The 22,777-nt window shown below is 71.8% G+C and carries 24 protein-coding genes and 1 tRNA gene; 15 read left to right on the top strand and 10 right to left on the bottom strand.

What is annotated here, in order from left to right:
- Window positions 1–137 precede the first annotated feature (137 nt).
- The 8 genes from CLV63_RS24940 (at window position 138) to CLV63_RS24905 (ending at window position 6,100) form a co-directional block, all read left to right on the top strand.
- A complete protein-coding gene (locus tag CLV63_RS24940) occupies window positions 138–359 on the top strand; it encodes a hypothetical protein (RefSeq protein WP_106585632.1) in 222 nt (73 codons plus the stop codon).
- 130 nt (window positions 360–489) lie between these two features.
- Window positions 490–768 (top strand): hypothetical protein, encoded by a 279-nt coding sequence (locus CLV63_RS24935; protein ID WP_106585631.1) that lies wholly within the window; start codon window positions 490–492, stop codon window positions 766–768.
- A gap of 126 nt (window positions 769–894) precedes the next feature.
- Window positions 895–1,698 carry an IclR family transcriptional regulator domain-containing protein gene (locus CLV63_RS24930; RefSeq protein ID WP_245929038.1) on the top strand — a complete coding sequence of 268 codons (804 nt, stop codon included), beginning with the start codon at window positions 895–897 and terminating at the stop codon, window positions 1,696–1,698.
- A gap of 37 nt (window positions 1,699–1,735) precedes the next feature.
- On the top strand, window positions 1,736–2,677 hold the full coding sequence (locus CLV63_RS24925) for a TetR/AcrR family transcriptional regulator (protein ID WP_106585630.1): 942 nt from the start codon (window positions 1,736–1,738) through the stop codon (window positions 2,675–2,677).
- Complete coding sequence (locus CLV63_RS24920; protein ID WP_106585629.1) at window positions 2,674–3,570, top strand: BKACE family enzyme; 897 nt, start codon at window positions 2,674–2,676, stop codon at window positions 3,568–3,570. The genes CLV63_RS24925 and CLV63_RS24920 overlap by 4 nt, the downstream gene beginning before the upstream one ends.
- A 115-nt stretch (window positions 3,571–3,685) precedes the next feature.
- On the top strand, window positions 3,686–4,699 hold the full coding sequence (locus CLV63_RS24915) for a 3-hydroxyacyl-CoA dehydrogenase NAD-binding domain-containing protein (RefSeq protein WP_245929037.1): 1,014 nt from the start codon (window positions 3,686–3,688) through the stop codon (window positions 4,697–4,699).
- On the top strand, window positions 4,696–5,130 hold the full coding sequence (locus tag CLV63_RS24910; protein WP_106585628.1) for a thioesterase family protein: 435 nt from the start codon (window positions 4,696–4,698) through the stop codon (window positions 5,128–5,130). The genes CLV63_RS24915 and CLV63_RS24910 overlap by 4 nt, the downstream gene beginning before the upstream one ends.
- Before the next feature lie 109 nt (window positions 5,131–5,239).
- Window positions 5,240–6,100, top strand: a complete 861-nt coding sequence (locus CLV63_RS24905) for an SAM-dependent methyltransferase (protein WP_106585627.1) — start codon at window positions 5,240–5,242, stop codon at window positions 6,098–6,100.
- 105 nt (window positions 6,101–6,205) lie between these two features.
- Here CLV63_RS24905 and CLV63_RS24900 read toward each other — a convergent pair whose 3' ends face one another.
- Together CLV63_RS24900 and CLV63_RS24895 are read right to left on the bottom strand one after the other, a co-directional pair.
- Complete coding sequence (locus tag CLV63_RS24900) at window positions 6,206–6,832, bottom strand: DUF2306 domain-containing protein (RefSeq protein ID WP_106585662.1); 627 nt, start codon at window positions 6,830–6,832, stop codon at window positions 6,206–6,208.
- Between the two features lie 24 nt (window positions 6,833–6,856).
- Window positions 6,857–7,312 (bottom strand): nitroreductase/quinone reductase family protein, encoded by a 456-nt coding sequence (locus CLV63_RS24895; RefSeq protein WP_106585626.1) that lies wholly within the window; start codon window positions 7,310–7,312, stop codon window positions 6,857–6,859.
- Window positions 7,313–7,422: 110 nt separating this feature from the next.
- On the opposite strand from CLV63_RS24895, the gene CLV63_RS24890 reads away from it, so the two are divergent.
- Window positions 7,423–8,109 carry a TetR/AcrR family transcriptional regulator gene (locus CLV63_RS24890; protein WP_106585625.1) on the top strand — a complete coding sequence of 229 codons (687 nt, stop codon included), beginning with the start codon at window positions 7,423–7,425 and terminating at the stop codon, window positions 8,107–8,109.
- 202 nt (window positions 8,110–8,311) lie between these two features.
- On the opposite strand, the gene CLV63_RS24885 is transcribed toward CLV63_RS24890, so the two are convergent.
- Window positions 8,312–8,384, bottom strand: a tRNA-Asn gene (locus CLV63_RS24885).
- A gap of 189 nt (window positions 8,385–8,573) precedes the next feature.
- On the opposite strand from CLV63_RS24885, the gene CLV63_RS24880 reads away from it, so the two are divergent.
- Together CLV63_RS24880 and CLV63_RS24875 are read left to right on the top strand one after the other, a co-directional pair.
- Window positions 8,574–8,885 (top strand): hypothetical protein, encoded by a 312-nt coding sequence (locus CLV63_RS24880; protein ID WP_106585624.1) that lies wholly within the window; start codon window positions 8,574–8,576, stop codon window positions 8,883–8,885.
- 42 nt (window positions 8,886–8,927) lie between these two features.
- Window positions 8,928–9,407, top strand: coding sequence for a hypothetical protein (locus tag CLV63_RS24875; RefSeq protein WP_106585623.1), 480 nt, complete (start codon window positions 8,928–8,930; stop codon window positions 9,405–9,407).
- Window positions 9,408–9,423: 16 nt separating this feature from the next.
- Here the strand turns inward: CLV63_RS24875 and CLV63_RS24870 are convergent, their stop codons facing one another.
- Entirely contained in the window at window positions 9,424–9,810 is a 387-nt protein-coding gene (locus tag CLV63_RS24870) for a thiol-disulfide oxidoreductase DCC family protein (protein ID WP_106585622.1), read from the bottom strand.
- Window positions 9,811–10,020: 210 nt separating this feature from the next.
- Here CLV63_RS24870 and CLV63_RS24865 point away from each other — a divergent pair, with 210 nt between their 5' ends.
- Window positions 10,021–10,512, top strand: a complete 492-nt coding sequence (locus tag CLV63_RS24865) for a pyridoxamine 5'-phosphate oxidase family protein (protein WP_106585621.1) — start codon at window positions 10,021–10,023, stop codon at window positions 10,510–10,512.
- Between the two features lie 27 nt (window positions 10,513–10,539).
- On the opposite strand, the gene CLV63_RS24860 is transcribed toward CLV63_RS24865, so the two are convergent.
- The 4 genes from CLV63_RS24860 to CLV63_RS24845 all read right to left on the bottom strand — a co-directional run bounded on the left by CLV63_RS24860 (window position 10,540) and on the right by CLV63_RS24845 (window position 16,445).
- The gene (locus tag CLV63_RS24860; protein ID WP_245929036.1) at window positions 10,540–11,898 is read right to left on the bottom strand and encodes a glycoside hydrolase family 18 protein; all 1,359 of its coding nucleotides are present in this window, start codon (window positions 11,896–11,898) and stop codon (window positions 10,540–10,542) included.
- A 136-nt stretch (window positions 11,899–12,034) separates the two neighbouring features.
- Window positions 12,035–13,180 (bottom strand): RNA polymerase sigma factor RpoD, encoded by a 1,146-nt coding sequence (gene rpoD / locus CLV63_RS24855; RefSeq protein WP_106585620.1) that lies wholly within the window; start codon window positions 13,178–13,180, stop codon window positions 12,035–12,037.
- Window positions 13,181–13,251: 71 nt separating this feature from the next.
- Window positions 13,252–15,129, bottom strand: a complete 1,878-nt coding sequence (dnaG, locus tag CLV63_RS24850) for a DNA primase (RefSeq protein ID WP_106585619.1) — start codon at window positions 15,127–15,129, stop codon at window positions 13,252–13,254.
- A gap of 95 nt (window positions 15,130–15,224) precedes the next feature.
- The gene (locus tag CLV63_RS24845; RefSeq protein WP_106585618.1) at window positions 15,225–16,445 is read right to left on the bottom strand and encodes an ROK family transcriptional regulator; all 1,221 of its coding nucleotides are present in this window, start codon (window positions 16,443–16,445) and stop codon (window positions 15,225–15,227) included.
- Between the two features lie 226 nt (window positions 16,446–16,671).
- Between CLV63_RS24845 and CLV63_RS24840 the strand changes: the two genes are divergently transcribed.
- From CLV63_RS24840 to CLV63_RS24830, 3 genes are all read left to right on the top strand, one after another.
- Complete coding sequence (locus tag CLV63_RS24840; protein ID WP_106585617.1) at window positions 16,672–18,066, top strand: extracellular solute-binding protein; 1,395 nt, start codon at window positions 16,672–16,674, stop codon at window positions 18,064–18,066.
- A gap of 132 nt (window positions 18,067–18,198) precedes the next feature.
- Complete coding sequence (locus CLV63_RS24835) at window positions 18,199–19,017, top strand: carbohydrate ABC transporter permease (RefSeq protein WP_394339807.1); 819 nt, start codon at window positions 18,199–18,201, stop codon at window positions 19,015–19,017.
- Window positions 19,014–19,934, top strand: a complete 921-nt coding sequence (locus CLV63_RS24830) for a carbohydrate ABC transporter permease (protein WP_106585615.1) — start codon at window positions 19,014–19,016, stop codon at window positions 19,932–19,934. Before CLV63_RS24835 ends, CLV63_RS24830 begins: the two co-directional genes overlap by 4 nt.
- A gap of 40 nt (window positions 19,935–19,974) precedes the next feature.
- Here the strand turns inward: CLV63_RS24830 and mmsB are convergent, their stop codons facing one another.
- Window positions 19,975–21,240, bottom strand: a complete 1,266-nt coding sequence (mmsB, locus tag CLV63_RS24825; protein WP_245929034.1) for a multiple monosaccharide ABC transporter permease — start codon at window positions 21,238–21,240, stop codon at window positions 19,975–19,977.
- 6 nt (window positions 21,241–21,246) lie between these two features.
- On the bottom strand, window positions 21,247–22,749 hold the full coding sequence (locus CLV63_RS24820) for an ATP-binding cassette domain-containing protein (protein WP_106585659.1): 1,503 nt from the start codon (window positions 22,747–22,749) through the stop codon (window positions 21,247–21,249).
- Window positions 22,750–22,777: the final 28 nt, after the last annotated feature.

Genomic DNA, 22,777 nt, shown 5'->3' with positions numbered 1-22,777 from the left:
ACCCTGCCTGCATCTTGCCACTCGGCAAGCACGGGCGGCGGGTGGTCCCCTGGGAATCGAGAGGACCCGCTGGAAAAGGCGGACTTCGCCCGAGCGGTTTCCGGCAGGTCCCCAACGAGCAGATTGGGGCACGGTCGATGGCTGTTCTACTGACCGCGATTGCATCCTTCCTCGTCGGAATCATTGCCGGATGGGTCATCACGTCGGCGTACGCGACGACGACCATGGGCCGCTTGGTCGACCGCAAGCAGCGCGAGATCCGCGACCTTCAGGACGAGGTCGTCCTCTTGCGGGCCGCGCTGCGGTCCTCCCGCGCCAAGGGAGTCAGGGGAACCGCGGAATGGGAGCAGGCGTCGTAACGGTGCGGCGCGAGAAGCACGAGAACGAACGGTAAGGATGTGCGGGGCCCTGTCGGCGGGGTCCCGCACATCCGCCGTTTCCGCACCACCGCCCCGCACCGGCACCAGCCCTCTATGGACAAGGACGTCGATGACCGAGAACGCCCGCTGGCGCATCCTGATCGAGGAGCACTACACCGCCCACCGGGGGATCGACGCGCACGCCGCAAGTCACGTCTTCGCCGACCGCGACACCGCGAGGGAGGCGGCCTCGGTGCTGGCGCGCGACTACCAGCCGCAGCACCCGTCGGTCCCGCAGGGCCGGACCGTGCTGCGCAAGGACGCCGACACCTACGTCGTCCTCGTCCAGGGAATGACCGGGGTCTTCCACTTCAGGCTGACCGTCTGCGAGGAGGTCGCCACCGGGTGACCGCCGCCGCCCGGCCCGGCCGCCGCGCGGGGGTGCGGCGCGCCCGGAACGGCCCGGTCCGCAGCGCACCGATATGGGAAGATCGCTGGAATCGACGTTCGCGTAGTCCACACGGGGAGTCCACCTGTGACCACCGATCCCGACGGACGCCGGCACACCCCGCCACCGGTGCGCGGCGACCACTTCGTGCAGTCGCTGGAGCGCGGACTCGTCATCCTGCGGGCGTTCTCCCGCGAGCGGCCCGCCATGACGCTGAGCGAGGTCGCCCGGAGCACCGGGCTGTCGCGGGCCGCCGCCCGCCGGTTCCTGCTCACGCTGTGCGATCTGGGCTACGTCCGCACCGACGACCGCATGTTCACGCTCACCCCGCGCTCCCTGGACCTCGGGTTCGCGTACCTGTCGTCGGCGGGGCTGCCGGAGATCGCGCAGGAGCACCTGGAGCGGCTGGGCGCGGAACTCGGGGAGAGCACCTCGCTGTCCGTCCTCGACGGCGGCGAGGTGGTGTACGTGGTCCGCGTGCCCGCCGGCCGCATCGTGGCCACCCCCATCAGCATCGGCACCCGGCTGCCCGCGTACGTGACCGCGATGGGCCGGGTGCTGCTCGCGGGGCTGCCCGACTCCGCGCTCAACGCCTACCTCCAGCACCTCGACCCCCAACCGCTCACCGAGCACACCGTGCGGTCCCCCGGCGCGCTGCGCACCGAGGTGCTGCGGGTACGCGAGCAGGGGTGGGCCCTGGTCGACCGGGAGCTGGCGGACGGGCTGCGCGCGGTGGCGGTCCCCGTCCGCGGCCGCGGCGGCCGGGTGCTCGCCGCCGCGAACGTCTCCGCGCACGCCGACCGCACCCCGCTGGAGCGGATCCGGACCGAACTCCTCGGGCCGCTGACGGCGGCGGCCGCCGGCATCGAGGCCGACCTCGCACGTCCATAATTGCGATTATCGCAATTGCCGTGCTAGCGTCCCCGGCATGGATGAGGCGTTGCCAGGACTGCCCGAGCGGGTCCGCGATGTGATCAGCCGCTCGGGGCGCACCCAGCGCGCGTTCGCCGCGGTCATCGGCATCGACCCCACCAAGCTGTCCAAGGCGCTCAAGGGCGTCCGCCGGTTCACGGCGGCCGAACTGATCCGTATCGCCGACCACGCGGGTGTCACCGTCAACTGGCTGCTCAACGGGCACGACGACGCGCTGACCGTCGCCGCGGCCCCCCGCAACGCCTCCGCCACCCCCTCGCTGCCGCCCGCCGACACCGACTCCGCGCACGCCCAGAGCGTGCGGCGGCGCATCATCGAGGCGGCCTGGCAGCTGATCGCCGAGCACGGCTACTACGCCGTGCGCATCGCCGACATCGCCGACCGCTCCGGGCTGCCCGCCGACATCATCAGTGCGCAGTTCCCCAGCCTGCGCGGCCTCCTCGACGAGACGCTCCGCTCCTCCGTGAAGCAGGCGTTCGACCGCCAGGTCGCCGTGCTGCACGAGATCCCCGACGCGGGCGATCGGCTGCTGCGGCTGATCGAACTCCAGCTCCCCGGTTCCGAGCGGCTGCGCCTGGAATGGTCCATCTGGGTCCAGGTCTGGACGGAGTCCACCCTCGACCCGCGCATCCGCGCCCTGCACGCCGACTCCTACCAGCGGTGGCACGACACCATCGTGCAGACCCTGCGCGCGGGGGTCGACAACGGCGCCTTCCGCCCGCTCGACCCCGACGAGACGGCGATCCACCTCAGCGCGCTCATCGACGGCCTCGGGATCCAGGTCCTCACCGGCCGCCCCGGGCGCACGGTCGAGAGGATGCGCGCCACCCTGCACGCCTTCGTCGCCGACCGGCTCGCCCCCGTCCGGCCGGCCGGCGCCGAGACCGACCCGCCGCCAGACCCTCCGACCGTCCACGGAAAGGACACCCGGCCATGAACGAGACCTTCAACGACACCGTCATCCTCACCGCCGCGCTCACCGGCGCGGGCGACACCGTGAGCCGCAGCCCGCACGTCCCGGTCACCCCCGCCGAGATCGCGTCCTCCGCTGTCGCCGCCGCCGAGGCCGGCGCGAGCGCCGTGCACATCCACGTGCGCGACCCGGAGACCGGCGCACCCTCGCGCGACAACGCCCTGTACCGGGAGGTGGTCGAGCGGATCAGGGAGACCGGGACGGACATCGTCATCAACCTGACCGCCGGCATGGGCGGCGACCTCGTGATCGGCCAGGACGACCCGCTGGCGTTCGGCAAGGACACCGACCTCGTCAACGGCCTCGACCGGCTCCCGCACGTCGAGGAGCTGCTGCCGGACATCTGCACGCTCGACTGCGGCAGCCTGAACTTCGGCGACGGCAGCCTGGTCTACGTCTCCACCCCCGACATGCTGCGCGCGGGCGCCAAGCGGATCCAGGAGCTGGGGGTGCGGCCCGAACTGGAGATCTTCGACACCGGGCAGCTCTGGTTCGCCAAGCAGATGCACGCCGAAGGGCTCATCGACGACCCCACGATGTTCCAGCTCTGCGCCGGCATCCCCTACGGGGCCCCCGCCGACCCGGGCGTGCTCCAGTCGATGGTGCGCCTGCTCCCCGACGGCGCGCAGTGGGCCAGCTTCTCGATCGGGAGCATGCAGATGCCGTGGGTCGCGCAGTCGGTCCTGCTCGGCGGGCACGCGCGCGTGGGCCTGGAGGACAATCTCTACCTCAGCCGCGGCGTCAAGGCCACCAACGCCCAGCTCGTCGAGAAGGCCGTCAGCATCATCGAGCTGCTCGGCGCCCGGGTCGCGACCCCCGACGAGGCCCGCACCACCCTCGCCCTGCGCAGCCGCTAGGGAAGAAGGGCTTTCGGAAAGGTCCGGGCCGGCGAGCCCGGGACGACCCACACGACCCGCCACCCGGGGCGCCGCCGCGCGCCCGCAGCATCCGAACACAGTTGGGACACCCCTGTTGACCGAGCAGCACCTGTTGACCGGAAGGGCACCCGCCATCGCGCCCGCCGACGTCCGGACCGTCGCCTGCATCGGCGCCGGCGTCATCGGCGGCGGCTGGGCCGCGCACTTCCTCGCCGCCGGGTACGACGTCGTCGCCTGGGACCCCGCCCCCGACGCCGAGCGGCGGCTGCGCGACCTGGTCGCCACGGCCTGGCCGGCGCTGGAGGACCTGGGCCTCGCCGAGCGGGCCGCCATCGACAACCTCACCGTGGTCGCCACACTCGCCGAGGCGGTGTCGGGCGCCGACTTCGTGCAGGAGAGCGCGCCGGAGCGGCTGGACACCAAGGTCGCGCTCCTCGCCGAGATCGCCGCGGCGGCGCCGCCCGGCGTCGTCGTCGCGTCGTCCACCTCCGGCTACTCGATGACGGAGATGCAGACCGCGGCGGCGACACCGGAGCGGCTGGTGGTGGGGCACCCGTTCAACCCGCCCTACCTGGCCCCCCTGGTGGAGGTCGTCGGCGGCGAGCGGACCGCCGGCTGGGCGACCGAATGGGCCTCGGCGTTCTACACCGAGGCCGGCAAGACCGTCATCACAATGGACACCGAGCTGCCGGGGTTCATCGGCAACCGGATCCAGGAGGCCGCCTGGCGCGAGGCGCTGCACATGGTCGGCGCGGGCGAGGCGACGGTCGCCCAGATCGACCAGGCGATGACCTCGGGGCCGGGGCTGCGCTGGGCGTTCTTCGGCCCGTGCCTGACCTTCCACCTCGCCGGCGGCGAGGGCGGGATGGCGCACATGCTGGACCATTTCGGTCCGGCGCTGAAGTACCCGTGGACCCGCCTCGAATCGCCGGAGCTGACCCCGGAACTGCGCGACCGAATGGTCGAGCAGACCGAAGAGGTCGCGGCGGGGCGCAGCATCACCCGGCTCATCGCGCAGCGGGACCGCCGGATGATCGCCGTCCTCAACGCGCTCGCCGAGGTCGACCGCGCCGAGGCCGCCGAGGCCCGCGAGCAGGAGACCCCGTGAGCGGCGAGCTGGTCCAGCGCATCCGGCCGGAGTGGATCGACTACAACGGTCACCTCAGCGAGCCGTACTACGTCCTGGTCTTCGGCTACGCCACCGACGCGCTCATGGACGGCGCCGGGTTGGACACCGGGTACCGCGAACGGACCGGCTGCTCCCTGTACACCGTCGAGGCGCACATCCGCTACCTCCGCGAGGTGCCGGTGGACGCCGAGGTGGCGGTGCGCACGGTGGTCCTGGAGGTCGGCGCGAAGAAGGTGCGGTTCTGCCACGAGATGCGCCTCGGCACGACCCTCGTCGCAACGGAGGAGCTGCTCGCGCTGCACGTCGACCAGCACGCCGGACGCTCGGCGCCGTTCCCCGATTCCGCCGCCGCCGTGCTGCGCGGCCGGATCGGGCCGGCCCCCGACTACGCCGGCCGCGCGATCGGCTGACCGGACCCGGCCCGATCCGCATCGCGGAAAAAGCCGGATTTCGGCGGGGTGCCGGGAATAGAATCCGAGCAGAACCGTTCGGCTTCTTCCCCTCAGTAGAGGAACGGCGATGGATCCCTCCGACTCCCCCGACTTCCTGCGCGGCGCCACCAGCCGGGCCCCCAAGTACCAGCCGATCGACCTGACGAAACCGAGCATCGCCCGGGTCTACTCCTACTTCCTCGGCGGCAAGGACTACTTCGAGGTCGACAAGCGGATGAGCGAGTACGCGCGCTCGGTCGTCCCGGAGATCCTCAAGCTCGCCATCGCCAACCGCTCGTTCGTGCAGCGCGCCGTCCGCTTCATGGCCGAGCAGGGCGTCGACCAGTTCCTCGACATCGGTTCGGGCCTGCCCAGCGACGGCAACATCCACGAGATCGCGCAGGAGGTCATCCCGGCCGCACGGGTGGTCTACGTCGACAAGGACCTCACCGTCCTGTCGCACGCGCAGGCGCTGCTGGTCGGGGTCGAGACCTGCGCGATCCTCACCAGGGACCTGCTCGAACCCGAGAAGATCCTCACCGACGACGACACCCGGCGGCTCCTCGACTTCTCCCGGCCGGTCGGCCTGATCCTCGGCGGGATCCTGCACCACCTGAGCCACCACCGCGAGTCGCTGCGGGTCAGCGCGGTGCTGCGCGACGCGCTGCCGGTCGGCAGCTACATCGCCGTCTCGCACTTCAAGCTGCCCGACCCCGAGGACGCCGAGGACCACGAGCGCGCCAAGCAGGCCGAGAACGCCTTCCTCGAAAAGCTCGGCACCGGGCGGTGGTCGCCGCCCGAGCAGATCATGGCGTACTTCGGCGACTTCACGATGGTCGAGCCGGGCCTGGTCAACTGCGACGCCTGGCACAAGACGAAGGACGACCCCAAGATCCCCATTCCCATCCGCCCGCTGATCGCCGGAGGGGTCGCGCAGAAGCGGGCCTGAGCCCGCCGCCCGGAAAGCGGCGGGGGCGCGGTACGCGGGCACCGGCCGGGCCTCGGCGATCCGGGCCCGGCGGGCCCGGTCCCGCCCAGATCGGCCGCGCCGGGGTCACCGGCGCGCGATCCACTCGGCGACCGCGAGGTTGACGCCCCACGACGCGCCCATGCCCAAGGCCCGCTGGTACGGGCTTACCTCCCCCGGCAGCGCCGCCACCGCGGCGAGGACGAAGGCCTGGGTGCCCGCCGCCTGGCCGAGCGCATAGGAGCGGAGCATCCAGCGCCGGTGGACGCGGATGTCCCGGCGGCGGGCGGCCAGGAAGGCGAGAACGAGGCCGACCGCCATCAGGCCGCCGAAGGCCAGGCGGAACACCATGAGCAGCCCGTTGTCGGTGGGCGGGAGGTCGGCGCCGACGCCCAGCCACATCCCGGTCAGGGCCGCCAGCAGGCCGCTCGCGACCAGGACCCGCCCCGCACGGCGGTGCCAGGCCCGGTGCCGGGCGCGCAACGACGGCACGAACTGGAACGCCCCGACCAGGCAGAAGACGGTGGCGCCGATGATGTGCGCGACCACCGGCGCCGGATCGTCGGCGAACCTCTGGTCGCCGGGTCCGACCGCGCCACCGGCCAACTCCCCCAACCGCAGCGCCCCGGCGAGCACCGGGATCAGGCTGAGCGCGATCAGGCCCACCGGGATCCACCACTCCCCGCGGCGCGCCGCGGCCGGGCCGCGGGGCATCGTACGGTCCGCGGCCATGGCCGTTCAGGCCCGGTCGAACACGACGACGGCGGTGTGCTGCCGGCGGGTGGAGAACGCGTCGATGTCGCCCCACCCCCGGTAGTCGTCGAACCGGGCCCGGAGGCGATCGCGTTCGGCGCCGGCGGCCTCGCGGCCGATCACCGCGAAGGTGCCGTCGACGGTGTCGACCTCGGCGGCCGGGTGGGCCCGGACGTTGAGCCACCACGCGGGGTCGGGTTCGGCCCAGCCGTTCATGGCGAGGGTGACGAAGGAGTCCCCGTCGAGATGGTAGCCGAGGATCACGGCGCGCTCCCTGCCGGTGCGCCGACCGGTCGCGCGCAGGCGCAGCATGCCCATCCGGTCGCCCTTGCGCGGCCGGGAGAGGCCGCGCCTGGTGGTGCGGTAGAGCAGGCGGTGGCCGGTCCAGACGCCGCGGATGAACCAGCGCGGCGGCAGGGTGGGCGGTTTCGAGACGGACATGGTCGGTCACTCCCCTCCATATGTCTACACCATAGACCTACGGTGTAGACCTACAGCGTAGAGTCCGGTTGGCGGCTGGTCAATGGCCGACGGCGGCTAAGCTGTGCCGGATGACGACGCGACGCTCGAAGACGGCCCCGGCAGGGCTCTCCCGCGAGGGGATCGTCGCCGTCGCGCTCCGCGTCGCCGACGACGAGGGCCTGGCGGCGGCCAGCATGCGGCGGATCGCGCAGGAACTCGGGGTCGACCCGATGTCGCTCTACCGGCACGTCGGAGCCAAGGACGGCCTCCTCGACCTCATGACCGACGCCGTCGTGGCCGGCATCGAGCGCCCCGCACCGGCGGCGACCTGGGTCGAGACGGCGCGGGACCTGATGCTGTCGGCGCGGCGCACCATGATCCGGCACCCGTGGGCCGCCGAGGTCATCAAGTCCCGGCCCGACCCCACCCCGGCCGCCCTCCGGCACCTCGACACCCTGCTCGGCGTCCTGCGCGAGGGAGGGGTGAGCCTCGACCTCACCCATCACGCCCTGCACGTGCTGGGCAGCCGCGTCCTGGGGTTCAGCGAGGACCTGTACGACGACAAGGCGCGGGACCGGCCGGAGACCACCGCGGCCCAGGCGGCGGCGTGGGCGCGCGAACTGCCCCGGATCGCCGAGATGGCGCTCGCCTCGACCCACGAGGGTGCGCTCGGCGGGTGCGACGACGACGAGGAGTTCGCGTTCTCCCTCGACCTCATCCTCGACGGCCTGGAGCAGCGCCGCCGGGCGGAGCACGGCCGCTCCGTCGCCTCATGACCGCACCGCGGCACCGAACCCGCCGGACACCCGGGGCCCGGCCCGCCATTGTGCAATGGCACCGCCGATCGCGCCGAATCGGCGCGGAAAGGCGCAGAAAGGAAAGACCGCCGCGGGTGCATATCCACGCCACCAACGCACCAGGGCCGCCTTCCCTACCGGGAAGGCGGCCCTGATCTGCATGAATATGTACTTGCAACTGCTCCCGCGATTGGACTCGAACCAATAACCTGCCGGTTAACAGCCGGCTGCTCTGCCGATTGAGCTACGCGGGATTGCGCATTCGTCCGATAAGGAGGGAACTCGGCGGCTCCCCCTTGCCGACATGCACAAGGCTAGCGCACTTGGGGCGGTCGTTCGAACCGGTTTCGCGATCCCGCCGCCGCCGTGCCGCCGCCGGGGTTCGCGCGCGCCGAGCGGGTAGCGTACAGACCAACCCGAGTCGTCCACGCCGAGAGGACATCATGCTCAAGAGGATCACCTTCGCCACCGGGCTCGCTGTGGGCTACGTACTCGGCACCCGCGCCGGGCGCGAACGCTACGAGCAGCTCGTCAAGCTCGCCCGGCGCGTCACCGAGAACCCCACCGTCCAGGAGACCGCCGGTGTCGTCGGCGCGCAGGTCGGCAACGCGGGCAAGGCCGTCTACGACAAGGTCGGCGACCGCCTGCCCGTGACCTCAGTGAAGGACTTCCTGGCCCGGCCCACCCCCGCCGAGCGCGCGGAGATGCGCCGCGCGGGAGAGCCGGCCGAGACCCGCACCGGCGACCCCGCCTGACCCACCCCTCCCGCGGCCCCACCGCTCCTATAGCGTGGGGCCATGCGCTGGCCACGACGCTCGTCCCTGCCCCGCGATCTGGTGAACCGGCTCGAACTGCGGCGCGGCGAACGGGTCCTCTCCCACGCCGCGTCGGACTCCGGCACGCTGGTCGCGACCCTCCACGCGCTGCACCTCCCCGGCGGGCACGCCGTGCCGTGGGAGCAGATCGACCGCGCGCGCTGGGACGACGACGGCCTCGTCTTCGTCGAGGAGGGCGCCGGCGAGCACCGGTTCGCCATCGCCGACCCCGGCGCGCTCGCCGAGACCGTCTTCGAGCGGGTCACCGCGACCATCCTCGCGAGCCGGCGCATCGCGATCGCCGGGGAGTCCGGCGCCCGGCTCGTGGCCCGCCGCCCGCCGGGCGGCGACACCGTGACCTGGCAGGTGCACCTGGACGACGGGGTCGACCCCGAGGACGACGCCGTGCGCGCGCGGGTCGGCGCCGCGCTGGACCGCTTGCAGGAGCAACTCGGGGTCTGAGGGGGCTCGGCCGCGCTCAGCCGCCCGGCCGCTGTTCGCGCGGCAGCTTGCACGCGGGGGTCACCCCGGGGAATCTGAACCGGTTCGCCGCAATGCCCCGGTAGGCCAGCGACGCCGCCGAGCGGATGCCCGGCAGTGCCATGGCGTAGCCCGCCGCCCGCCACGTCCCCCTGCTGCGGCGCAGCAGCGCGGAGACCGCCCGCGCGCCGCCGTAGACGATGTCCTCCTCCTCGATGAGCAGCACCTCGCGCCGCGCCCGTTCCTCGGAGGTGCCCAGCGCCACCAGGTCGGTGGCCTGCCACGGCACCGGGACCACCCCGGCGGCCAACCGCTCGGCAAAGCGGACGCTGCGCGTACAGAATCCGCAGTCGCCGTCGTAGATCAGCACGGGCGGAGTTGGCATTGCGCTCCTCACGGACGGGAAACGGGCTCCGCGGCGCGGAGGCCGCCGCACCGGGCCTCTCGGTCGAGACCTCCGATCCTAAAGGAGGGCACGCGAAACGGACATGGCACCGCCACTCGGACCTTTCCGAATCGCGGATCGCCGCCGTTCCCACGAAAAGCGGGCGGGTTCCTGACAGGAGATGTCAGCCGACCGCCGGATACTCATGGCATGACTTCAGCGAATTCCGCCGTGACATGGGACGTGTTCGCCGCGGCGGCTCCCGGCCTGGCGAAGACCGCGAAGGAGCGGTTCGAATCGGCCGAGACCCACGTGCTCGCGACCCTGCGCAAGGACGGCGGTCCGCGCGTGAGCGGGACCGAGGTCTCCTTCCGCGCCCCCGACATCACCATCGGCTCCATGCCCGGCGCGCGCAAGGCGCGCGACCTCCAGCGCTCCCCGGCGTTCGCGATCCACGCGAACCCCGCCGACCCCGACGACATCAGGGCGGGCGGCGCCGACATCAAGATCAGCGGCACGGCGGTGGAGGTCGCCGACCCCGACGAGGTCGAGCGGTACCGCGACCCGGGGACGCCGCCCGGGCCGTTCCACCTGTTCCGGCTGCTGCTGTCGGAGGTCGTGGCGACCGGTGTCGAGGGCGACCGGCTGGTCGTGCGGCTGTGGCGGCCGGGCGGCGAGGTGCGGGAGTTCCGCCGGAGCTGACGCCGGGCCCGGGCGCTCGGGGGCGGTTCAGCCGCCGTCGAGCGCGTCGTCCATGGCCTTCACCAGCTCCGCCTCGGGGTCCATGTCGAGGTTCCACTGCATGAGCCCGCCGAGGCCCTTGCCGCGGACATAGGCGCCCTTCTGCGCCACCACCTCGGGGGTGTCGTAGGTCCACCACTCGTCGCCGTCGAGGATCCAGTATGTGCCGTGCACCGGGTCGAGGAACCGGGTGCCGGAGCGCTTTTCGAGGTCGGCGTAGGCGTCGGTGCCCGTGCCGTAGCCGCCCTTGGCGTGGGACTCGGCCTCGGCGTAGCGGCCGAACCCCTCGGGGTCGACCCCGCGCCACCCGCGGCCGAACGCGGGGTAGCCGAGCACCAGCTTGTCGGCCGGCAGGCCGTAGTCGAGGTACTGCCGCACGGCGCGGTCGGCACCGGTGTCGCCGGGGGCGCCGTCGGGCGCGAACAGCTGCGAGTGGTGGTCGGTGGTGGAGCTGTAGGAGCCGGTGAAGTCGTAGCCCTGCACGGTGGCGAAATCGAGCGACGCGAAGACCTCGGGCTCGTACCCGGCCCGCATCAGCTCCTCGTCGTGGGTGAGCGACGCCGACAGGCTGTACTCGCGCCCGGTCTGCTCCTCCAGGTCGTCCAGTTGGCCGCGGAACTCCTCGACCAGCAGGGTGAAGTTGCGCTTGTCCTCGGGGCGCTCGGTGTTGCCCTCCTTGCCGCCGCCGCCCGGCCACTCCCAGTCGAGGTCGATGCCGTCGAAGACGCCTTCGGCCGCGCCCTTGCCGCCCTGCGGCTCGCCGTCGGACTTCGGGAGGTCGCCCCGCAGCCACAGGTCGATGCACGAGGAGACCAGCGCGGCACGGGACTTCTCGCTGCGCGCGGCGTCGGAGAAGTGCTTCGACCAGTTCCAGTTGCCGAGGCTGATGGAGGTCTGGAGCTCGGGGCGGCGCTCGCGCAGCTTGCGCAGCTGGTTGAGGCTGCCCGCCAGCGGCTGCTCGTAGCGGTCGGCCTTGCCGTCGACGCTCTCCTCGGCGCTGTAGCGGCGCTGGTAGATGGCCCACGGCTGGTCGTCCTCCGGGGAGACGGCGCACCGGCCCTTGGCGTTGACGTTGCCGAACGCCCACATGAGCCGGGTCAACCGGGCGGCGGCCCCGCTCTCCTCGACGTCCTTGATGGTGTAGCCGCGGTTCGCGGTGTTCCAGTCGGCGAAGTAGGCGATGCGCCGCCCGCCGGGCGGTTCGCCCTGCGAGCCGCCGCTGGCGCTGATGACCGTGAACGCGCTGAAGAACAGGGTGCCGAGTGCCATTGCCACGGCCACCCCGAGGAGCGCGCTCTTGCGGCGGTTCCCGGTCTGCGCGTGCCGGCGCCGCTGCTGGGCGGACATCACCTCTGAACGTAGCCGCCCCGCGGGGCGGGCGCATCCGCGTACCGGCCCGCGGCCACAACAGGCCGAATCGCCGGGCGGCCGGAACCAACGGAGGCCCCGGGGACGTTGCCTTCGCCCGCGGATCGCCGCACGGTCACAGCAGGTAGTCGCGCAGGGTCTGCGCTGTCGAGGGCCGGCGCAGCTTCGCCAGCGACTTCGACTCGATCTGGCGGATGCGCTCGCGGGTCACCCCGAACTCCTGTCCCACCTCCTCCAGCGTGTGCGGATGGCCGTCGGCCAGGCCGTAGCGCAGCCGGATGATGCGCTGCTCGCGGTCCGACAGGTTGTTCAGCATCGCCACGAGGTGGTCCTGGAGCAGGATGGACGCCGCGGCCTCGGCGGGGATGACGGCGTCGGTGTCCTCGATGAAGTCGCCGAAGTCGGAATCCTCCTCGCCGATGGGCGCCTGGAGCGACACCGGCTCCTGCGCGATGCGCTGGATCTCCACCACCCGTTCGTCGCACAGGCCCAGTTCGCGCGAGACCTCGCGCGGCGTGGGGTCGCGGCCGAGCTCCTGGTTCAGCCGGCGCTGCACGCGGGCGAGCTTGTTGATGGTCTCGACCATGTGCACGGGGATGCGGATCGTGCGCGCCTGGTCGGCGATCGCCCGCGTGACGGCCTGGCGGATCCACCAGGTGGCGTAGGTCGAGAACTTGTAGCCCTTGGCGTAGTCGAACTTCTCGACCGCCCGGATGAGCCCCAGGTTGCCCTCCTGGATGAGGTCCAGGAACAGCATGCCGCGGCCGATGTAGCGCTTGGCGATCGACACGACCAGCCGCAGGTTGGACTCGATGAGGCGGCGCTTGGCGCGTTCGCCCTCGGCGGCGAGGACCGCGAGCTCCTCGGCCGAACCGGCGGCGCGGCGGGGCGGCCCCGGCCCGGCGCGCATCCGGTCGAGCCGGTGCCGGGCGAACAGCCCCGCCTCGATGGACGCGGCGAGGTCGACCTCCTCGGCGGCCGACAGCAGGGGGACCCGGCCGATCTCGCGCAGGTAGATGCGCACGAGGTCGCCGGTCGCGCCCCGGTACCCGGTTTCGGGGGCCGCCTCCTCGGCGGCCGCCTCGATGACGTCGACCCCCTGCTCGGCGAGGCCGCGGAGGACCGGATCGAGGGCCTCGGGAGGAGCGTCCAACCGCTCCAGTGCCGAGGAGACGTCGTCGACGGTCACCACTCCGCCGGGGCGTCCCCCCGTGACCAGTTCAGCCACCTGCCGTATGGGCGGCGATTCTCTCGACAACACCGTTGGAGACACCCCTCCAGTGTGCCCGGTAACGCCGGACAATAGAGAGGTCTATTTTTGTCACCGTGGTGTTAGAAGGCCCCGTCGATGCGATCGCGCATCAAGCGTTTCTGCTGCTCAACGGCCATAAGGTCGGCGAATGCCCGCTGGTACTCCGCTTCGTCGGCAACGGGGTCCAGGCGTTGCAGGGCCGTCTTTAGGTTTGCGACTTTGCGGTTGATGGAATGAATCCTGATCGTGCCCAGGATTTCGCGGGCGGAATGCTCGTTGAGTTCTCCATAGACCTCGATCTGCTCGACCCCGAGCGCGTTCACGAACGATTTCTGGGTGTCGTTGGGCGCGCTCTCCCACAGCCGCCGGGCCCACTGGTCGGGCTCGCCCGCCGCGGCCACCCCGCCCTGGTTCCGGATGATCTCGTGGACCGCCCGGTGCTGCGGGACGGAGAACGTCTCCGGGTCGAGTTCGTCGAACCCCGCGGCCAGCCCGGGGAACTGCACGGCGATCTTCAGCGCCTGCCGCTCGCGCTGGAGCGAGGCGTCGCGCAGGTCGTACGCCGCCGCGGTGGCGGCGGTGGGGCGCGCGGGCGCCGGCGGCCGGTACCCGCCGCGCCCTTGGCGGCGGTCGCCCATGTGCTGCTCGACGCGGCCGCGGACGAACGCCTCGTCGTTCAGGCCGATCCATTTGTCGAGGTCGATCTGGTAGCGCTTGCGCAGCCCGGCGTCGCGGATCGTGGCGACGATGGGCGCCGCGGCGTCGAGCGCGGCGAGCTGGCCCTCGTGGGTGCCGAGGTTGAACTCGGCGATCTTGCTGCGCAGCGCGAAGACGTACAGCGGCCGTTTCGCGTCGATGAGGTCGCGGACGGCGGCGTCGCCCTTCTGGATGCGGAGGTCGCAGGGGTCGAGGCCGTCGGGCTGCACGGCGACGAAGGTGTCGGAGGCGAAGCCGCCCTCGGACTCGAACGCGCGCAGTGCGGCCTTCTGCCCGGCGGCGTCGCCGTCGAAGGTGAACACCACCTCGCCGCCGACGCTGGACCGGCCCAGCAGCAGCCGCCGGATCATCTTCATGTGCTCCTCGCCGAAGGAGGTGCCGCAGGTGGCCACCGCCGTGCCGACCCCCGCGAGGTGGCAGGCCATGACGTCGGTGTAGCCCTCGACGATGACGGCCTGCCGCTCCCTGGCGATCGCGCGCTTGGCGAGGTCGAGGCCGTAGAGCAGGTGGCTCTTCTTGAAGACCGGGGTCTCCTGGGTGTTGAGGTACTTGGGGCCGTCGTCCTCGGGGTCGAGCTTGCGCGCGCCGAACCCCACGACCTCGCCGGTGACCTCGCGCACGGGCCACAGCAGCCGGTTGCGGAACTTGTCGTAGGGCCCGCGCCGCCCCTGCGCTGCGAGCCCGGCGAGGATGATCTCGGCGTCGGAGAACCCCTTGTGCCGCAGGTGGGACGTGAGGGACTCCCATCCCGGCGGCGCGAACCCGACCCCGAACTGCTCGGAGTCGGCCCGGGTGAAACCGCGCTCGGTGAGGAACCGGCGCCCCTCGGCGGCGCCGGGGGCGAGCAGCTGCTCGGCGTAGAACTCCGCCGCGGCCTTGTGGGCCTCGATGAGGCGCTGGCGCTGGCCCTGCTCGTTGCGCGGGACGTAGCCGCCCTGCTCGTAGCGCAGCTGGACGCCGGAGCGCCGCGCGAGGCTCTCGACCGCCTCGACGAAGCTGACGTGCTCGATGGCCTGGATGAAGGCGATGACGTCGCCGCCCTCGCCGCAGCCGAAGCAGTAGTACAGGCCCCGCTGCGGGGTGATGTTGAAGGAGGGGGACTTCTCGTCGTGGAACGGGCACAGGCCCTTCAGCGACCCACCGCCGGCGTTCTGGAGTTGGAGGTAGTCCCCCACCACGTCGGCGATGGGGGAGCGCTCGCGGACGAGCGCGATGTCTTCGTCTCTGATTCGGCCGGCCACACTGGCGAGTCTAGTTTCGCGGTCGGACGCCCGGCACGGCGCGGCCCCGCGGCTGTGGACACCGGCCCCGGCCCGGCCCGGGATCCGGGGGCCGCTCAGCCGGCCGGGCCGCCGAAGCGCGGGGCGTAGGTGGTGTGCAGCACCATGGACGCCGCGCCGACCGCCGCCGCGTCGTCGCCGGTGATCGACAGCTCCACCCGGGTCTTGCGCATCGCGCGGGCGATGGGCTGGGTCGCCGCCGCCTCGGTGACCGCCCGGCGGTAGAGGTCGCCGATCCCGGAGATGCCCCAGCCGCCCAGGACCACCATGGGCACGTCCAGGATGTTGGTGAGGGTGACGACGGCGTGGCCGAGGTGGTCGGCCGCCGCCTCGATGACGGCGAGCGCGTCCTCCTCCCCCGCTGCCGCGGCCCGGCACACCCTGCCGTAGTACTCCACCGTCGCCGCGCTTCCGCGGGGGAGCCGCGGCGGCTCCTCGCCGCGGCGCCGGGCGGCGTCGTCGATGATGGCGTGCGGGGAGAGGTAGGTCTCCAGGCAGCCGCGGTTGCCGCACCGGCACTCGCGGCCGCCCACCACGACGGTGATGTGGCCGAACTCCCCCGCGTTCTTGGAGATACCCCGGTAGGGCCGCCCGCCCAGCACGAGTCCGCCGCCGATGCCGGTCCCGAAGTAGAGGAACGCCATGTCGGCGGAGCGGGCCTCGCCGCCGGCCCAGCGCTCGCCGATGGTCGCGGCGGTGGCGTCGTTGTCCAGCACCACCGGCAGCCCCGTCCCGGACTCCAGCGACTCGCGCAGCGGGACGCTGTGCCACCCGGGCAGGTTCGGCGGCTCGACGACGAGCCCGCCCCCGGGGTCGATGGGGCCGGGGGTCGCCACCCCGATGCCGAGCACCCGGTCGGCCGGGACGCCCGACCGCTCCACGATCTGGTGCACCGCCCGGACCAGCGCGCCGATGACGCGGCCGGGGCCGCGTGCCGCCGGTGTGCGGCGGCTGACCCGCGTCACCACCCGGCCCCGCAGGTCGGTGACGACGAGCGTGGTGCGCGCCGGGTCGATGTGCAGCCCCACCGCGTAGCAGGACTCGGCGTTCAGGCGCAGCATGGTGGCGCGCTTGCCGCCGCGCGAGGAGCGGCGGCCGGCCTCCAGCACCAGCCCGGCGTCGAGCAGCCGCCGGACGATGTTGGACACGGTCTGCGCGGTGAGCCCGGTGCGCTCGGCCAGTTCGACCCGGCTGATGCTCTCCTTGCTGCGGATCTCGTTCAGCACCAGGCTCTGGTTGAAGTCACCGAGCCACAAGAGGTTCGTGCCCGTGAGCATGCGGACGTGCTCCTCCCGTGCTTGCCTCGCCGCGGCGCGCCGCCGGTCCGGCGGTTCGCGAAGACCAACTTCATCCATTGTCTTTATCCACATTCTTTAGTAATCATGTGGCACGGGCCATACGCAAGTTGATCGCGGATCGCGTCCCCGCGGTCCCACTCGATCGGACACGGCCGGTCCGCCGCACCCCCGTCCCCACCGGGGACCGCACATGAGGACTTCGCTGATGAAACGCTTCGCGATCCGCAGACGACCCCGCCGGGCCATCATCGCTGCCACCACCGCCGCCACCCTCGCCGCAGCCCTCGCCGGGTGCAGCGGCGACTCCCAGGATCCCAACACGGTCACGATCGCCTATCAGAAGTTCGGCAGCTTCGTCGCCGCCGACACCCTGTTCAAGAAGGTGAAGAAGGACTTCGAGGCGGCGAACCCCGATGCCACGGTCGAGCTCCGCGCCATCGAGGCGCCCGCAGAGGACTACCAGACCCAGGTGAACCTGATGAACCAGTCGGGCAGCGAGGCGCCCGACCTCATCTACGAGGACAGCTTCACCATCAACCAGGACGCCGACGCCGGCTACCTGCGCCCACTCGACGAGTACTGGGACAAGTGGGAGGACGCCGAGCGCTTCAACGAGCAGGCCGACGCCGCCGTCACCGGCCTCGACGGCAAGCGCTACGGCGCGCTCCTCGGCACCGACACCCGCGGCCTCTGGTACAACAAGAAGCTGCTGGAGAAGGCCGGGGTGAAGACCCCGTGGGAGCCCAAGGACTGGGACGAGATCCTCGAGACCGCGCGCACCCTGAAGTCCAAGCTCGGCAAGGACGTCATCCCGCTGCACGTGCCCTCGGGCCAGCCGCAGGGCGAGGAGGCGTCGATGCAGGGCTTCCAGATGCTGCACACCGGCACCGCCGAGGGCGACAGCGGCGGGCTGCTGTTCGACGAGAAGGCCAAGAAGTGGATCGTCGGCGACCCCGGTTTCGTCGACTCGCTGGAGTTCGTGAAGTCCGTGTACGGCGGCGACCTGAGCCTGGACGAGCAGGACGCGCTGAACGCCAACGTCTCCACCATCAACAACGAGCAGCGCATCCCCGACGGTGAACTCGCCATCAGCATGAACGGCTCGTGGGTGCCGCAGGCGTGGATCGACAGCGCCAACAAGCCCTGGCCCGAGTGGCAGGACACCATGGAGTTCGTGCCGATGCCCACGAAGGACGGCCAGGACCCCGGCGCCACCAGCCTCTCCGGCGGCTGGACGCTCGCGATGGGCGCCAAGGCCACCGACCCCGACCTGTCCTGGAAGGTCATGGCCGAGGCCATGAACCAGGAGAACGCCACCAAGTTCGCCATCGAGGGCGCGCAGGTGCCCGTGCGCGACGACATCGCCGACGACCCGAAGTTCAGCAAGGCCCCCGCGGTGAACGACGTCGCGAACGAGCTGATCGACGTCACCCACTTCCGGCCGGCCTACAGCGAGTACCCGAAGGTGTCGATCGCCATCACCAAGGCGATGGAGGCCGTGATGCTCGGCGAGGCCAGCCCCGCTGAGGCCGCGAAGACCTACGACGAAGAGGTCGCCAAGATCGTCGGCGACGACAAAGTCGTCAAGGCCGGCGGCTGAGCGGCGATGGCATCGACGACCGTTGCGGCCCCCGAGGGCCGGAAGGGCGGCACGCGCCCGTCCGGCCGGCCCTCGGCCCGCCGCGGCGGGGTCGCGAGCTGGCTGCTGCCGCTCGCCCCCGCCCTGTTCCTGATGCTCGTCTTCTTCGCGGGCCCGATCATCTGGACCGTGTGGGTGTCCTTCACCAACGCGGCGCTCACCGGGGTCAACGCCGCGCAGCCGGAATTCGTGGGCCTGGCGAACTTCACCGAGCTGTTCGCCGACCCGAAGTTCCGCGAGGCGACCCTGCTCACCGTCGTGTTCCTGCTGGGCTCCGGCGTGGTGGGGCAGACCGTGCTGGGGCTGGGCCTCGCGCTGCTGCTCCAGAACCGGCACCCCGCGGCACGCATGGTGGTGTCGACGGTGGTGGTGGGCGCCTGGGTGGTGCCCGAGGTGGTGGCCGGCCTGCTGTGGGTGGTGTTCCTGGAGCGCGAAGGCGGCCTCAACGGGGTCTTCGAGTTCCTGGGCGCCGCCCCGGTGAACTGGCTCTACACCGCACCGCTGTTCGCCGTGATCCTCGCCAACGTCTGGAAGGGCACCGCCTTCTCCATGATGACGTACTCGGCGGGGCTGTCGGAGATCCCGAGCTACTTGAAGGAGGCGGCGCGGGTCGACGGCGCCTCGACCCTCCAGGTGGTGTGGCACATCGTGCTGCCGCTGCTGCGGCGCACCATCGCCACCACACTGATGCTCGTCACCTTGCAGACCGTCCAGGTGTTCACCCTGATCTACGTGATGACGGCGGGCGGCCCCGGTGAGCGCAGCACGACCCTGCCGCTGCTGATGTACAAGGAGGCCCTCCAGTTCGGCGACCTGGGCTATGGCACGACGGTGGCGCTGGCGCTGCTCATCGTGGCCGGCCTGTTCTCCGCGGCCTACGTGAAGATGCTGCGTCCCGAGGAGGTCCGATGACGGCCGAGCAGCCCGGCAGGCCCCGGCGGGGGCCGGGCGCCTCCCTCGCCACCGCCGGCCGGCCCGGCCGCACCCTGCCGAAGGCGATCACCTCGCCCACGCGGGCCGCGGCGAGCACCGTCGCCTACGCGGTGCTGGCGGCGGTCACCATCGTGTTCCTGCTGCCGCTGCTGTGGGTGCTGTTCGCGTCGGTCAACGCCGAGCCGTCGCTGCGCGCCACTCCGCCGTCGCAGTTCACCCTGGAGCATTTCGAGGCGGTGCTGACGCCCGAGACCATGTTCATCCCGCTGTGGAACAGCGTGCTGCTGAGCGGCGGGGCCGCTGTCACGACCGTCGTGGTGTCGGTGCTGGCGGCCTACCCGCTGTCGCGGTTCAACCTGCGGTTCAAACGCCCGCTGCTGTACACGATGCTGTTCGCCACCGGCCTGCCGGTGACCGCGATCATGGTGCCGGTGTACAGCATGTTCGTGCAGGCGAACCTGTTGGACTCGCGCGGGGCGACGACCCTGTTCCTCGCCGCGTCGAGCCTGCCGTTCGGCATCTGGCTGATGAAGAACTTCCTCGACGGGATCCCCGTGGAACTGGAGGAGGCCGCCTGGGTCGACGGCGCGTCGTCGTGGCAGTCGCTGCGGCTGCTCGTCGTGCCCCTCGCGGCGCCCGGCATGGCCGTCGTCGGGATCTTCACCCTGGTCATGACCTGGGGCAACTTCTTCGTCCCGTTCCTGCTGCTGAAGAGCCCCGACTACCTGCCGGCCGCGGTGCGGATCTACTCGTCGTTCGGCCAGTACGGGGCGATCCAGTACGGGGCGCTCGCGGCGTACTCGCTGATCTACTCGCTGCCGGTGATCCTCGTCTACATCGCCGCGTCCAGGGCGCTGGGCAGCAAGTTCACGATGGGCGGCGCGCTGAAGGGCTGACGGCGGCGGCCCGGTCCACCGGACCGGGCCATCGCCGCCGTCACCGGCTGCCCTCCTCGACCGCCACCTCGTCGCGCCTGCCGCCGCTGCCGCCGCCGCTCCCGGACCCCCCGTCGGGTTCCGCGACCGGCGCGGACCGGCGGCGGGCGCCGACCCGGTTCTTGTTGTAGATGTCGAACGCGACCGCGGCGAGCAGCACCAGGCCCTTGATGCCCTGCTGCCAGTCGACTCCCAGCCCGATGAGCGACATCCCGTTGTTCATCACGCCCATGACGAGCGCGCCGACCACCGCGCCGATCACGGTGCCCACGCCGCCCGCCGCGGAGGCGCCGCCGATGAACGCCGCAGCGATCGCGTCGAGCTCGAACATGGTCCCCGCGCGCGGCGTCGCGGCGTTGAGCCGCGCGGTGAACACCAGCCCGGCGAGCGCCGACAGGACGCCCATGTTGACGAACACCCAGAACGTCGTCCGCCGGGTCTTCACCCCCGAAAGCATGGCCGCCTTCTCACTTCCGCCGACGGCGTAGACGTGCCGCCCGGCGGTCGTCGCGCTCATCACGAACGAGTAGCCCGCGATCAGGGCGATGAGCAGCAGGCCGACGATGGGGACCCCGTTGTGCACAGCCAGGATGGCGCCGAACACCACGACGACGAGCACCGTCGCCGCCGACTTCGCGGCCGTCAGCCGCGACGACGCCGCGGGGAGGTCGAAGCGCAGGTCGCGTGCTCGCATCCGCCACTGGATCCGCACCAGCACCGCGGCGCCGAGCACCGCGAGGAGCAGCGTCAGCAGGTGCGGGCCGACGGCGGCGATGTCGGGGACGAAGCCGTTCGCCATCGCGCGCAGCGACTGCGGGAGGGGGCCGACGGACTCCCCGTCGAGCACGACCATGGTCGCCCCGCGGAAGATCAGCATCCCGGCGAGGGTCACGATGAACGCGGGGATGCGCACGTAGGCGACCCAGAAGCCCTGCCACGCCCCGATGAGCGCCCCGAGCACCAGCGCGAGGGGGACCACCACCGGCATCGGCAGCCCCCACCCGGTCAGCATGATCGCCGACACGGCGCCGACGAACGCCACGACCGACCCCACGGAGAGGTCGATGTGGCCGGTGACGATGACCAGCATCATCCCGATCGCCAGGATCAGCACGTAGGAGTTCTGCATGATCAGGTTGGTGATGTTCAACGGGCGCAGCAGCAGGCCGCCCGTGAGGATCTGGAACAGCACGACGATGACCGCGAGCGCGATCACCATGCCGTACTGACGTGCGTTGTTGCGCAGGATCTCGCGCAGGGCTGTCATCGCTTCTCACGCCTTCGCCATGGTCATCAGCTTCATCAGCGGTTCTTGGGCGGCCTCGCCGCGCGCCATCTGGCCGGTGATCCGGCCCTGGCTCATCGCGTAGATCCGGTCGCACATGCCCAGCAGCTCGGGCAGCTCCGAGGAGATGAGCAGCACGCTGGTGCCCTGGGCGGCGAGGCGCCGCACCACGAGGTAGATCTCGTACTTGGCGCCCACGTCGATACCGCGGGTGGGCTCGTCCAGGATGAGCAGGTCGGGCTCTGCGAACAGCCACTTGCCGAGGACGACCTTCTGCTGGTTGCCGCCGCTGAGGTCGCCCGCAGCCTGGTAGATGTCGCGGCTGCGCACACCCATCCGGGCGCTCAGCTCCGCCGCGGCGACCGCCTCCGCCGCCTTGTCGATGACGGTCCGGCTGCTGACGCGGCGCAGCGCGGCGAGGGTGAGGTTGCGTCGGATGTCGTCGCCGAGGATCAGCCCGAGCTCCTTGCGGTCCTCCGGCACGTAGGCGATCCCGTTGGCGATGGCCTCGCCGACGTCGCGCACCCGGATGGGCGTCCCGTCCTTGACGAGGCCGCCGCGCACGTAGCGGCCGTAGGAGCCGCCGAACAGGCTCATCGCGAACTCGGTGCGCCCCGCGCCCATGAGCCCGGCGAGGCCCACGACCTCGCCGCGGCGGACCTCCAGCCCCACCCCGTCGGCCATGCGCCGCCCCGACTGGGTGGGGTGGTCGACCGTCCAGTCGCGCACCTCGAACCGCACCTCGCCGATCTCCGCGGTCCGCTGCGGGTAGCGCTGGTCCAGCGCCCGGCCGACCATGCCGCGGATGATCCGGTCCTCGTCCACGGCGCCCGCCGCCATCGTCTCGATGCCGCGGCCGTCGCGCAGCACCGTGATGGTGTCGGCCACCCGGACGACCTCGCCGAGCTTGTGCGAGATGAGGATGCAGGCGATGCCCTGCGCCCGCAGCCCGCGGAGCAGGCCGAGGAGGATGTCGCTCTCCGCCTCGTTCAGCGCCGAGGTGGGCTCGTCGAGGATGAGCAGCCGCACCTCCTTCGACAGCGCCTTCGCGATCTCGACGAGCTGCTGCCGGCCGACGCTGAGCAGCGACACCGGGGTCGTGGGGTCCTCGTCCAGGCCGACCCGGCGCAGCAGGCCGCGCGCCGCGCGCACCGTTGCGCCCCAGTCGACCACCCCGAGCCGGGTCCGCTCGTTGCCGAGGAAGATGTTCTCGGCGATGGAGAGCTGCGGGACGAGCGCGAGCTCCTGGTGGATGATCGCGATGCCGGCGCGCTCGCTGTCGGCGACGCCGGAGAACGCCCGGACCTCGCCGTCCATCAGGATGTCGCCGGTGTAGGACCCGTGCGGGTACACCCCGCTCAGGATCTTCATCAGCGTGGACTTCCCGGCGCCGTTCTCCCCCATCAGGGCACGCACCTCGCCGGGGGCCACGCGCAGGTCGACGTCCGCCAGCGCCGTGACCCCGGGGAACTCCTTGCCGATCCCGCGCATGTGCAGGATGTCGCCGGTCCTGCTCGGC

The organism is Murinocardiopsis flavida (genome assembly GCF_003014485.1).
In the GTDB taxonomy this organism is placed as follows: Bacteria; Actinomycetota; Actinomycetes; order Streptosporangiales; family Streptosporangiaceae; genus Murinocardiopsis; species Murinocardiopsis flavida.
The sequence above is the reverse complement of the archived record's forward strand: the minus strand, read 5'-3'. Positions and strand labels throughout refer to the sequence as shown.